General features: G+C 75.4%; 9 protein-coding genes. 8 read left to right on the top strand and 1 reads right to left on the bottom strand.

The features are described from left to right. Positions 1-111: 111 nt before the first annotated feature. From pth to ACUN9U_RS00035, 7 genes are all read left to right on the top strand, one after another. The gene (pth, locus tag ACUN9U_RS00005) at positions 112-681 is read left to right on the top strand and encodes an aminoacyl-tRNA hydrolase (protein ID WP_445482868.1); all 570 of its coding nucleotides are present in this window, start codon (positions 112-114) and stop codon (positions 679-681) included. 164 nt (positions 682-845) lie between these two features. Continuing rightward, positions 846-1,127, top strand: a complete 282-nt coding sequence (locus ACUN9U_RS00010; RefSeq protein WP_445482869.1) for an isoamylase early set domain-containing protein — start codon at positions 846-848, stop codon at positions 1,125-1,127. Between the two features lie 143 nt (positions 1,128-1,270). Next, positions 1,271-2,113 (top strand): sugar phosphate nucleotidyltransferase, encoded by an 843-nt coding sequence (locus ACUN9U_RS00015; RefSeq protein ID WP_445482870.1) that lies wholly within the window; start codon positions 1,271-1,273, stop codon positions 2,111-2,113. 5 nt (positions 2,114-2,118) lie between these two features. Next, on the top strand, positions 2,119-3,294 hold the full coding sequence (locus tag ACUN9U_RS00020) for an alpha-hydroxy acid oxidase (protein ID WP_445482871.1): 1,176 nt from the start codon (positions 2,119-2,121) through the stop codon (positions 3,292-3,294). Positions 3,295-3,608: 314 nt separating this feature from the next. Beyond that, the gene (locus tag ACUN9U_RS00025) at positions 3,609-5,435 is read left to right on the top strand and encodes a GMC family oxidoreductase N-terminal domain-containing protein (RefSeq protein WP_445482872.1); all 1,827 of its coding nucleotides are present in this window, start codon (positions 3,609-3,611) and stop codon (positions 5,433-5,435) included. A gap of 95 nt (positions 5,436-5,530) precedes the next feature. Beyond that, positions 5,531-9,139, top strand: coding sequence for a transcription-repair coupling factor (mfd, locus tag ACUN9U_RS00030; protein WP_445482873.1), 3,609 nt, complete (start codon positions 5,531-5,533; stop codon positions 9,137-9,139). A gap of 227 nt (positions 9,140-9,366) precedes the next feature. Beyond that, the gene (locus tag ACUN9U_RS00035; RefSeq protein ID WP_445482874.1) at positions 9,367-10,209 is read left to right on the top strand and encodes a hypothetical protein; all 843 of its coding nucleotides are present in this window, start codon (positions 9,367-9,369) and stop codon (positions 10,207-10,209) included. Between the two features lie 54 nt (positions 10,210-10,263). Here the strand turns inward: ACUN9U_RS00035 and ACUN9U_RS00040 are convergent, their stop codons facing one another. Then, the gene (locus ACUN9U_RS00040) at positions 10,264-11,283 is read right to left on the bottom strand and encodes a glycoside hydrolase family 26 protein (RefSeq protein WP_445482875.1); all 1,020 of its coding nucleotides are present in this window, start codon (positions 11,281-11,283) and stop codon (positions 10,264-10,266) included. Positions 11,284-11,526: 243 nt separating this feature from the next. Here ACUN9U_RS00040 and ACUN9U_RS00045 point away from each other — a divergent pair, with 243 nt between their 5' ends. Continuing rightward, positions 11,527-12,801, top strand: coding sequence for a DegT/DnrJ/EryC1/StrS family aminotransferase (locus tag ACUN9U_RS00045; protein WP_445482876.1), 1,275 nt, complete (start codon positions 11,527-11,529; stop codon positions 12,799-12,801). Positions 12,802-12,813: the final 12 nt, after the last annotated feature.

Raw genomic sequence — 12,813 nt, forward strand, 5'->3', positions numbered from 1 at the left:
GGGGGGGGGGGGGGGGGGGGGGGGGGGGGGGGGGGGCCCCCCCCCCCCCCCCCCGGGGGGGGGGGGGGGGGGGGCCCCCCCCCCCCCCCCCCCCCCGGCCCCTGGCTCGTCGTGGGCCTGGGCAACCCCGGCCCCGAGCACGCCGCCGACCGCCACACGGTGGGCGCGATGGTGCTCGACGAGCTCGCCTCCCGCCAGCGCACCGGCTTCAAGGCGTCCAAGCACCGGGCGGCCGTGGCGGAGGTGCGCCTGGGCCCGCCCGGCCCCGACAGCCAGCGGGTGGTGCTGGCCAAGCCCACCTCGTGGATGAACGAGTCCGGCGGTCCCACCGCCGGCCTGGCCCGCTTCTACGGCGTGGACCCGCGGCGCGTCATCGCCGTCCACGACGAGCTCGACGTCGACGCCGGCGTCGTGCGCCTCAAGCGCGGCGGCGGCGAGGGCGGCCACAACGGGCTGCGCGACATCAGCAAGGCCCTGGCGACCAAGGACTACGTGCGCGTGCGCGTGGGCATCGGCAGACCGCCCGGACGGATGGACCCCGCCGACTTCGTGCTGCGCGGCTTCTCCACCGCCGAGCGCAAGGAGCTGCCCTTCCTGCTGTCCGACGCCGCTGACGCCGTCGAGGCGGTCATCACCGACGGGCTCGAGGCCGCCCAGCAGCGCTTCCACGGCCCGCGGTGAGCGCCAGGCCGCGCTCGGCGTCCCCGGCGCGGAGCGCGCCGGTGCCGCGCCAGTCAAGTGCTGGGAGCGACCGCGCAGGTGGAAGCGGCGTGTCGCGCTCCGGTACGGTGCGCCACAGCGCCACCTGATCGGAGGCGGCCAGCGAAGCGTCGAGGAGACCGACAGTGACGATCACCACCAAGACGACCAAGGGGTCCGAGGACGTCAAGGTGACGTTCTCGCTGTCCGCGGAGGAGTACGCCGAGCCCGTCTCGGTCGTGGGCAACTTCAACGACTGGAGCCCCTTCGCCCACGTGATGAAGAAGCGCTCCAACGGCAGCCGCTCGGCCACCGTCACCGTGCCCAAGGGCTCGGCCGTGCACTTCCGCTACCTCGGCCACGACGGCCACTGGTTCGACGACGCCGACGCCGTCGTGGACGACCAGGGCAGCACCTACAACGTCTGAGACCCGCGGCGCCACGGCGCAGCGGGCCGCCACCTGGACCCGACCGGGCGTCGCCCGGTCGGGTCCATCGCTGTGAGTGACCAGTCGCCGGCCCTCCTACAGTGGCCGGGATCGCACCGCAGGCCCTCCAGGAGGACTTCCCCATGACCGCAGCCAGCAGCGACGGGGCAGCGCAGCACAGCGCGCAGCCCGCCGAAATCCCCGTGGTGATCCTGTGCGGGGGCATGGGCACGCGGCTGCGCGAGGCCAGCGAGCAGCTGCCCAAGGGCCTGGTCGACGTCGGCGGCCGACCCATCTTGTGGCACATCATGAAGCTCTACTCCGCCCACGGCTTCCGCCGCTTCGTGCTCTGCCTGGGCTACAAGGGCGACATGATCAAGTCCTACTTCCTGGACAGCCGCGTGCGCTCCTCCGACCTCACGCTGCACACCAACGGCGCCAAGCCGCTGGAGTTCCACACCGACACCTCCGACGAGGACTGGGAGATCACCTTCGTCGAGACGGGGCTGACCACGGCCACCGGCGCCCGCATCGCCCGCGCCGCGAAGTACCTCGACGCCCCCCGCTTCGCGCTCACCTACGGTGACGGCATCGGCTCGGTGGACGTCACCGCAGCGCTCGCCCAGCACGTGGCCTCCGGGGCGACCGGCACCCTGACCGGGGTCCACCCCAGCGGCCGCTACGGCGAGATGCAGGTCGAGGGCGACTCCGTGAAGGAGTTCAACGAGAAGCCCACCACCCAGACCGACTACGTCAACGGCGGCTTCTTCTTCTTCGAGCGCTCCTTCGTGGAGGGCTACCTCGACGCCGACCGCACCGAGGAGATGCTCGAGCACGCCCCCCTGGGCCGCCTGGCCCGCGACGGTGAGCTGGGCGTCTACAAGCACGAGGGCTACTGGCTGGGCATGGACACCTTCCGCGACTGGAAGGAGCTCAACGGCCTGTGGGACGCCGGCCGGGCCGAGTGGAAGATCTGGGAGGACTGAGCCCGGTGCCCACCGCACCCCAGGGCCCCTCGGCGCCAGCGCCGGGGGGCCTTCCCCTGCTCCGCGCCCAGCGCGAGGCGGCCGCCGCCGCGCTGCCGCCGGAGGTCCTGGACTACTACGACGCCGGCGCCGGGGACGAGGTCACCCGTCGCGAGGGCGCGCAGGCGTGGAGCAGCTACCGGCTGCGCCCGCGGGTGCTGCGGGACGTCGGCGCGGTGAGCACCGCCACCACCCTGCTCGGCCAGCGCCTGGCGCACCCCGTGGGCATCGCCCCCATGGCCTTCCACGCCCTCGCCACCGACGACGGCGAGCTGGCCACTGCCGCGGCCGCCGGCGCGGGCGGCGGCCTGCTGGGCCTGTCGACCCGCTCCTCGCGCTCGCTGGAGGAGGTCGCCGCTGCGGCCGCCGAGCACGGCGCGCCCTGGTGGTTCCAGGTCTACGTCATGAAGGACCGCTCCCTGACCGAGGCGCTGGTGCGCCGCGCGGTGGCGGCCGGCGCCGGCGCCCTGGTGCTCACCGGCGACACCCCCTACGTGGGCCGCAAGCGGCGCGTCTCCGGCACCCGGCTCTCCGTCCCCGACGACCACTTCCTGGTCAACCTCGCGCCGCACTTCGCCGAGCGGGTGGCGGCCGGGGGAGCGGAGCTGGCCGTGGCCGACCAGCGCGCCGCCGCCGAGCAGGACCCGACCACCGACCTGGGCACCATCGCCTGGCTGGCGGAGGTCTCCGGGCTGCCGGTGCTGGTCAAGGGGGTGCTGCGCGGCGACGACGCGGTCGCGTGCCTGCAGGCCGGCGCCGCGGGCGTGGTGGTCTCCAACCACGGCGGGCGCCAGCTGGACCGCTCGGTCCCCAGCGCGCTGGCGCTGCCCGAGGTGGCCGCCGCCGTGCGCGAGCACACCCGCACAGCGGGTCCGCTGCCCTCGGGGCACGCCCCGGTGGTGCTGGTCGACGGCGGCGTGCGCACCGGCACCGACGTGCTCACGGCCCTGGCGCTCGGCGCCGACGGCGTGCTGATCGGCCGGCCCGTGCTGTGGGCGCTGGCCGCCGGCGGCGCCCAGGCGGCGCGGGAGTGCCTGGCCGAGGTGGTCTCCGACCTGGCCCACGTCATGGCGCTCGCGGGCGCGGCCAGCGTCGCCGAGGTCACCCCCGACCTCGTGCACCCGGTCGCGGGGCGCGCCTGACGGCGGTGACGCTGCGTCCCCGGAGGCCGGTCGCGACCACCCTCCGCACCGGCGACCGGCCCGGCCCGGCCGTCCGCCTGCCTGGGCCCGCAGCCAGGCGTGACCGCGCCTTGACCGAGGCTTGACCGATCCTTGACCAGGCCATTCACCGGCCATGGTGGAGTCGGCCCCGTTCGGGTGGTGTGCTGGCGGCAGACCGCGCGTCGCCCGTCCACGGGCGTCACGCAGGGCTACCGTCAGGGTGGAGGGCGCCGGGGGGCCGCTCGCAGCGCTGAGGCACCAGGAACGAGCTGACCCGGACGAGGAGGTGGCCGGTGCACGGCCACGCAGAGGCTGCCCCGCGAGCGCGGCGGGACGCCCGCGGCCCAGGGAGGTCGACGAGGCCTGTCGACGTCGACGTCGTCGTCGTCGGCGGCGGCTCGGCGGGCAGCGTGGTGGCCGGGCGGGCCGTGGAGCGCGGCGCCGGGTCGGTGCTGGTGCTCGAGGCCGGCGCGCCGGTGCGCCCCTGGGACGTCGAGCTGCGGATGCCGCTGGGCATGTACCGCGCGGTCGGGGACCCCCGCTACGACTGGAGGTACACCGGCGAGGAGGAGCCCTGGCTCTTGCGCCGCAGGATCAGCCACCCGCGCGGCAGGGTGCTGGGCGGCTCGAGCGCCATCAACGGGATGCTCTACCAGCGCGGGCACGCCGCCGACTACGACGGCTGGGCGGCCCTCACCGGTGAGCCGGGCTGGGACTACGCCCACCTGCTGCCCTACTTCCAGCGCGCCGAGGCGGCGCTCGCCCCGGCCGCGGGCACCAGCCGCGGGCTCACCGGCGCGCACGTGCTCACCCCCGACCCGGCGGACAGCCCCCTGCACGAGGCCTTCTTCGAGGCCGCCCGCCAGGCCGGGCACCCGGTGGCCAGCGACCCCAACGACGTCCAGGACGGCGTCGGCCGCTTCGAGAAGGCCCAGCACCGCGGCCGGCGGGTGACGGCGGCCGACGCCTACCTCACCCCGCACCGGCGTTCGCGCGCCGGCCGGTCCGCGCTGCGGGTGCGCACGAGCACGCTGGTGACCCGCGTGCTCGTGGAGGGCGGGCGCGCGGTCGGCGTGCGCTACCGGGACCTGGACCCCGCTGGCGGTGCGCCCGGCCCGGAGCAGGAGGTGCGCGCCGGTGAGGTGGTGCTGGCCGCCGGCGCCTTCGAGACGCCCAAGCTGCTGCTGCTGTCGGGCATCGGCCCGCGCGAGGAGCTGGCCGCCGCCGGCGTCGAGGTGGTGCACGACCTGCCCGGCGTGGGGCGCGACCTGCAGGACCACCTCGGCGCCTTCGTGCAGCACCGGTGCAGCCGGCCGGTGAGCACGGCCCGCCTCAAGCACAGGCCCCACCTGCTGGCCGCGGCGGCGCAGTGGCTGGCGCTCGGCTCGGGCCCCGGGGCGAGCACGCACATCGAGGCCGGCGGCTTCCTGCGCACCAGCCCCGAGCAGCTGGTCCCCGAGGCCACGGTGTTCTTCTCCAGCCTGGTGTGGCCCGTGGCCGGCATGCCCGCGGTCGAGGGCGACGGGTACCAGCTCTACGCCTACCCCGGGCGGGTCACCTCCCGGGGCAGCGTGACCCTGCGCTGCGCGGACCCCGCCGCGGCGCCGCTCATCCGCAACGGCTACCTCTCCACCGAGGGCGACCGGCAGGCGTGGGTGCGGGTGCTGCGGACCGTGCGCGAGCTGCTCTCCCAGCCCGCCTTCGCGCCCTACGACGGCGGTGAGGTGGTCCCCGGCGCGCACGTCGTGACGGACGCCGAGCTGCTGGCCTTCGTGCAGCGCACCGCCCGCACGGGGCTGCACCCGACGTCGACGGCGCGCATGGGCGTGGACGACGCCGCCGTGCTCGACCCGGCCACGCTGCAGGTGCACGGCGTGGCCGGCCTGCGCGTGGTGGACGCCTCCGCCATCCCGCTGCTGCCCAACGGCAACAGCTACGCCCCGGTCGTGGTGCTGGCCGAGAAGGCCGCCGACCTGCTCACGGGCGCCACGCCGCCCGCACCGGCGCCCGTGCCGGAGGGGGCGCGCGCCCTGCCGGGCTCGCTGCCGCCGCTGCCCTGCCCGTCCCCGCAGGGCCCGGAGGTCACGGGCGGGACCGCCGCGGGCCTCGCCCCGGCCTGACCGGCGGGCGCCGTCTGCTCGCCCTCGGCGAACGCGGCGCCGCCGGCCCGGCGCGGGACGGCACCTGTCGGTGCGGCGACCTACCCTGGGTGCTCGTGCCGCTGACTGGGATCGTCTCCGCCCTGCTGCCCGACCGCGGGTTCTCCCTCGCCGTCGCGAACGCCCGCTCCGGCGACGTCCCCCTCCTCGAGGCCGCCGCCCCTCCCGGTGCCCGTCCCGCCCTGCTGGCCGCGCTCGCCAGCGCCCCGGAGGCCGGCGGCGCGGGACGCACGGTGCTGGCGGTGACCGCGACCGGCCGCCAGTGCGAGGACCTCGCCGCCGCGCTGCGCTGCTACCTCGAGCCGACGTCGGTGGTGGAGTTCCCCAGCTGGGAGACGCTGCCGCACGAGCGCCTCTCGCCCCGCTCGGACACCGTGGGCCGCCGCCTCGCCGTCCTGCGCCGCCTGGCCCACCCCGGTGAGCTGGGCGCCGAGGACGGACCCGTGAAGGTCGTGGTGGCCCCCGTGCGGGCCGTCCTCCAGCCGCTGGTGAGCGGCCTGGGCGACCTGCGCCCGGTGCAGCTGCGCGCCGGTGACGTCGTCGACCTCGAGCAGGTGGTGGCCGACCTGGCCGCGGCCGCCTACACGCGCACCGAGATGGTCGAGCGACGCGGTGACGTGGCCGTGCGCGGCGGCATCCTCGACGTCTTCCCGCCCACGGCAGACCACCCGCTGCGGGTCGAGCTCTTCGGCGACGAGGTCGACGAGGTCCGCGCCTTCTCCGTGGCCGACCAGCGCTCGCTGGAGGTGGTGCCCGAGGGCCTGTGGGCGCCGCCGTGCCGCGAGCTGCTGCTCACCGACGAGGTGAGGCGCCGCGCCGCCGCGCTCAAGGAGCAGCTCCCGGGTGCCGCCGAGATGCTCGACAAGATCGCCGGCGGCATCGCGGTGGAGGGCATGGAGTCCCTCGCGCCGGCCCTGGTCGACGGCATGCAGCCGCTGCTCGACGTGCTGCCGCCCGGCACGCACGTCGTCGTGCTCGACCCCGAGCGGGTCCGCAGCCGCGCGCACGACCTCGTGGCCACCTCCGAGGAGTTCCTCGCCGCGGCGTGGGCCAACGCCGCCTCCGGCGGGCAGGTGCCCGTCGACCTCGGGCTCGACCGCGCCAGCTACACCACCTTCGCCGCCACGCGCGCGCACGCGCTGACCACCGGCCGGCCGTGGTGGTCGCTGAGCTCCTTCACCGCCGACGAGGAGCTGTCAGGAGCAGCGAGCTTCGACGCCAGCGACAGCGCCGTGGTGGTCACGGTCGGCGCGCGCGAGGTCGAGGGGTACGCCGGTGACGTGCCGCGGGCCCTGGCCGACCTGCGCGCCCTGGTCAGCGACGGGTGGCGCCTGGTGGCCACCGCCGCCGGGCACGGCTCGGCGGACCGCCTCGCCGAGGTGCTGCGCGACGCCGACGTGCCGGCCGCGCGCGCCGAGGAGGTCGACGACGTCCCCGAGCCGAGCGTGGTGAGGGTCACCACCGCCCACCTGGGCCACGGGTTCGTCGCCCCGCAGCTGAAGCTGGCGCTGCTCACCGAGGCCGACGTGCTCGGCACCTCGGGCCCGATGTCGGCCAAGGACGCCCGGCGCATGCCCTCGCGCCAGCGCCGCAACGCCGTCGACCCGCTGCAGCTCAAGACCGGCGACTTCGTGGTGCACGAGCAGCACGGCGTCGGCCGGTACGTGGAGATGGTGCAGCGCACCCTGCAGGGCGCCACCCGGGAGTACCTCGTCATCGAGTACGCGCCCTCCAAGCGGGGCCAGCCCGGTGACCGGCTGTTCGTGCCCACCGACACCCTCGACCAGGTCACGCGGTACGTGGGCGGCGAGGCCCCGGCGCTGAACAAGATGGGCGGCGCCGACTGGGCCAAGACCAAGGGGAGGGCCCGCAAGGCGGTCAAGGAGATCGCCGGGGACCTCATCAAGCTCTACAGCGCCCGCATGGCCACCCGCGGCCACGCCTTCGCCGCCGACACCCCCTGGCAGCGCGAGCTGGAGGACGCCTTCCCCTTCGTGGAGACGCCCGACCAGCTGGTCACGATCGACGAGGTCAAGGCCGACATGGAGCGCGTCGTGCCCATGGACCGCCTCATCTGCGGCGACGTCGGCTACGGCAAGACCGAGATCGCCGTGCGCGCCGCCTTCAAGGCCGTGCAGGACGGCAAGCAGGTCATGGTGCTCGTGCCGACCACGCTGCTGGTGCAGCAGCACCTGGAGACCTTCGCCGAGCGCTTCGCGCCCTTCCCCGTCACCGTGCGGGCGCTGTCGCGCTTCGTCACGCCCAAGGAGTCCGAGGCGGTCAAGGCCGGCCTGGCCGACGGCACCGTCGACGTGGTCATCGGCACCCACCGCCTCCTCGGCGGGGAGTACCGCGCCAAGGACCTCGGCCTGGTGATCATCGACGAGGAGCAGCGCTTCGGCGTGGAGCACAAGGAGCTGCTCAAGACGCTGCGCACCAACGTCGACGTGCTCGCGATGAGCGCCACACCCATCCCGCGCACCCTGGAGATGGCCGTCACCGGCATCCGCGAGATGTCCACGCTGGCCACCCCGCCCGAGGAGCGGCACCCGGTGCTCACCTACGTGGGCCCCTACGAGGAGAAGCAGGTCGCCGCGGCCATCCGGCGCGAGCTGCTGCGCGAGGGCCAGGTCTTCTACGTGCACAACAAGGTCGAGTCGATCGACAGGGCCGCCGCGCGCCTGGCCGAGCTGGTTCCCGAGGCCCGCATCGCCACCGCGCACGGCAAGATGCCCGAGCACCGCCTGGAGGAGGTCATCGTCGACTTCTGGGAGAAGCGCTTCGACGTCCTGGTCTGCACCACCATCGTCGAGACGGGCCTGGACATCTCCAACGCCAACACGCTGATCCTCGAGCGGGCCGACCTGCTGGGCCTGAGCCAGCTGCACCAGCTGCGCGGCCGCGTCGGACGCGGGCGCGAGCGCGCCTACGCCTACTTCATGTACCCGGGGGAGAAGCCGCTCACGGAGACCGCGCACGACAGGCTCGCGACCATCGCCTCCCACACCGACCTCGGCGCGGGCATGCAGGTGGCCATGAAGGACCTCGAGATCCGCGGCGCGGGCAACCTGCTGGGCGGGGAGCAGTCCGGGCACATCGCCGGGGTGGGCTTCGACCTGTACGTGCGCCTGGTCGGCGAGGCCGTGGCGGAGTTCCGCGACGGCCCGAAGGAGGAGGGCCTGCCCGAGGCCAAGATCGAGCTCCCGGTCGACGGCCTGCTCCCGCACGACTACGTGCCCCACGAGCGGCTGCGCCTGGAGGCCTACCGCAAGCTCGCGGCGGCCACCTCCGACGACGACGTCGCCGCCGTGCGCGCCGAGCTGGTCGACCGCTACGGCGAGCCGACCGAGCAGGTGGAGAACCTGCTGGCGGTGGCCCGCTTCCGGGTGCGGGCCCGGGCGTCGGGCGTCAGCGAGGTGTCGCTGCAGGGCCGGAACGTCAGGTTCGCCCCGGTGGAGCTGCGGGAGAGCGCCGAGCTGCGGCTCAAGCGGCTCTACCCCGGCACCCTCGTCAAGCCCGCGCTGCGCACCATCCTCGTGCCGCAGCCGATGACGGCCCGCGTGGGCGGGCAGCCGCTGCGCGACCGGGCGGTGCTGGAGTGGGCCACGGCCCTGCTCGACGCGGTGCTGCCCGCCGAGCAGCCGGTGCTGGCCAGCGCCGGCTGACCGTGCTCTCCAGCGCCGGCTGAGGGCGCCGGCGGCGGCTGGTGCGGCGGCGACTCCCGGTCGAGCGGTGGTGACGCACGGCTCGCGCGGCCCCTCGGACGGCGCCCGTCGCGAGCGCTGGGCCGCTCTGGAGACGTCTGCTGTTCACCTCCGCGTCTCCTCGAGGCCACCATGGGCGCTGGGTCGGGCGCAGGACGGCGCCCCTGCCGAGCGAGGGGGCGCCGAGGATGGCACCACGGATCAGGACGAGCGCGAGGACGGCTGCCGGCAGCACGCCGCAGCCGGGCGGCAGCCGCGGGCACGGCCCCGCGGTCCACCCGGAGGTCTGGGCGTCCCCCGCCAGGGCCGTGCGCCCGCTGGCGGTGCTGCTCGCCGCCTTCGTGGTGCTGGGGCCGGCGGTCAGGCTCGCCGTCGACGCCGTCGCCGGTGACCCGTCCATGCCCCACGCCTGGCTGGACGAGGCCGCCCGCCTGGTGGACCTCGACGCGGAGGGCAACCTGCCCACCTACTTCTCCGCCGCGCTCCTGGCGGCGACCGCCGTCGGCCTCGCGCTGGGCGCGACCCTCTCGCGGGCACGCGGCGCACTCGCCTGGCCGCTCGCCGTCCCCGCGGCGGTCGCCGCCCTGCTGTCGGTGGATGAGCTGGCCTCGCTGCACGAGCAGCTGGCGCTGCTGGCCGACCTCCTGGGGGTGGACGCCGGGCTCCGCTTCTCGTGGGTCGTCCCGGGCGCCCTCGTCGCGGTCGCCGTGGGCGCGGTGCTCCTCCTGGTGGCGCGGCGGATGGCCCCCCGGCTGCGCCGGCGGCTGGTCGTGGCCGGGCTGGTCTACCTGCTGGGCGCCCTGGTGGTGGAGACGGCGTCCTCCGGCCTGTCCCGCCCCTCGGCCGACGGCGGCCCGGAGGTGGTGCAGAGCACCGCGTACGTGCTGCTCAACGCCCTCGAGGAGGGGCTGGAGATGGTCGGGGCGCTGCTCGCGCTGCGGGCGGTCCTGCTGGTGCTGCGCACCGCGGTGACGCCCCGCGGGGTCGTCGTCGACCTGGACCCGGCGGAGCCGGCGCTGCGGCACGCGTGAGCGCGAGGGCGCCGAGCGCGGCTCGGCCGCGCTCGGCGGCCGCAGCCGGACTCCTCAGGAGGAGGCGAAGAGCGAGGCGTACGCGCTGGCGGCGCGGGGGTTGAGGTCCGGCCCCCAGATCGAGGACCGCGAGTAGTCCATGTCCTCGCTGAAGTACGCCTCGTACGCCAGGTCCGGCGCGACCTCGGCGAAGAAGCCGTGCATCTTGGCGATGAAGAAGGGGTTGTCGCCGGCGTTGGGGCCGGTGTTGCCGGGGCCGGGGTACAGGCCCCACTCCGGGACCCCGAAGCGCTTGCCGCGCGACGCGGCGAAGTCCGCCCAGAACCGCAGCCCGTAGGGCCCGGCGTAGTGCTCCTGCCACGTCGCCTCGTCCACCACCGCGGGGAAGACGTCGTAGGAGTCGACGCTGATGACGTCCACGTAGGCGTCGCCCGGGTAGGCCTCGCGACCGTCCGGCAGCCCCTGCCCCACGCCGCGGTTGACGTTCCAGTCCCAGCGGACGGCGGGTGCTGCGGCCTCGACGGCGTCGTGGACGCGGTGCCAGCAGGCGACGAAGGCGGCGGGGTCGTGCGCGGACCACTTCTGCCAGTCGCCGTTGAGCTCCCACCCCAGGCGCAGCACCAGCCGGTCGGCCAGCCCCGAGGCGGCGACCTCCTGCCCGAACCGGGCCCAGTGGGCGTCGTCGGTGCCGGCGGCGCAGGTGGCCAGCGTGGCGGTGGGCTCGTCGGGGACCATGGCGACGCTGATGACGACGGTGGGCACGGTGCTGGCCGCCCACTTCTCCAGGAGCCAGCGGGGCTGGGTGGCGTCCGCCCACGTGCGCCGGTCGGTGGCGTCCACGACGACCTGCAGGGGGCGCCCCCGCCAGCGCGCGAAGGCCTCGTGGTCCTCGACGCCGTGGGAGGGCAGCCAGACGCCGCTCGGCCAGGACGGCGCCGTGGCCGCCGCGGGTGCGGGGGCCGCGGCGGCCGGGGCGGTCACGGCCGCCGTGCCGACGAGGGCGGCCAGGGCTGCGGTGACGGCGGTGGCCGCGCGCCACGCGGACCGCGTGCGCCGTCCAGGGCGGAGTCCCACGCGTCCTCCCGGTGTCAGCGGGCTCCGGGGCCCCCAGCAGAGATCGCGACCCACCCTAGTGACCCCCGGACGGTGGGCTCGACCGCGTGCCGGACGCGCCGCATCGGCTCGCGCATCACCCGAACGGGGGGTGTGCGGGCCCCGGGGGCGTCACGTGGGCCACAGGCGCTTCGCCGTCCCACCTGCAGCGTCTACCTTCGGCGACGCGGAGCGGGAGACCTGCGCAGGGGGAGAGGGACACCGATGAGCACCGACACCAGCCTGGACAGCAGCCTCGACGAGACCCTGGGCGCCGACCAGGACGCGCCCTCCGGTCTCGGGGTGGCCACCCTGGACGACCTGCGCCACCCCGCGCTGGGCCCCGACGAGCCGGTCCCGGTCTACCGCCCCTACCTCGGCGCCGAGGTCCAGGAGGCCGCCCGCTCGGCCCTCGAGGTGGGCTGGCTCGGCATGGGCAAGCTCAGCCAGGACTTCGAGGTGGGCCTGGAGTCCTTCCTCCACCTCGGCCGGAGCGGCCGCCGCGCCGTGTCCACCAACTCCTGCACCGAGGCGCTGCACCTGGCCGGGCAGCTCGTCGGCCTGGGCCCGGGCGACGAGGTCATCGCGCCCTCGTTCACCTACGTCGCCGGGCACCAGGCCATGAGCCGCACCGGCGCCTCGGTGGTCTTCGCCGACGTCGAGGACCGGCGCCTGTGCCTGGACCCGCAGCGCGTCCGCGAGGCCATCACCGAGAACACGAAGGCGGTCCTCGCCGTCGACTACCTCGGCCTGCCCTGCCAGCTCGACGAGCTGCTCGAGATCGCCGACGAGCACGGGCTGCGCGTCATCGAGGACGCCGCGCACGCCTTCGGGTCGGTGTCGGACGGCCGCCCGGTCGGTTCCTTCGGCGACATCACCTGCTTCAGCTTCGGGCCGGTGAAGACGATCACCACCCTCGAGGGCGGGGCGATCGTCACCCGCGACCCCGCCGACGTGCAGACCCTGCACGAGCTGCGCCACCTCGGCATCGACGCCGACACCGACGCGCGCTACAAGAACCAGCGCAACTGGGAGTTCGACGTGGTGCGCCAGGGCTTCCGCTGCCACCTCGGCTCGGTGCCCGCCTCCATCGGGCTGGCCCAGCTGGCCCTGGTGGACGAGTTCATCGCCAACCGCCGCAGCTACTGCCAGGCGTACGACGCCGCGTTCGCCGACCTCGCCGAGGCCGGCCACCTGCAGCTGTTCGACACCGACTGGGAGGGCGTGGCCCCCTACATCTACGTCATCCGCCTGCGCGACGGCTCACGCCGCACCGACCTCATCGCCCACCTCAAGGCGCGCGGCATCGGCTCGGGCATCCACTTCCTGGGAGCCCACGAGTTCAGCTTCTACTCCGGCTCGCGCCGCGGCCCGCTGCCCGTGACGGACCTGGCCACCAGCCAGGTGCTCACCCTGCCGCTGCACCCCTACATGGACCCGGCGACGATCGACCGCGTCGTCGACGGCGTGCGCTCCTTCTTCGGCGGCGCGCGCGGCTGACAGGATGGGAGG

The sequence above is a fragment of the Quadrisphaera sp. KR29 genome (assembly GCF_052644995.1).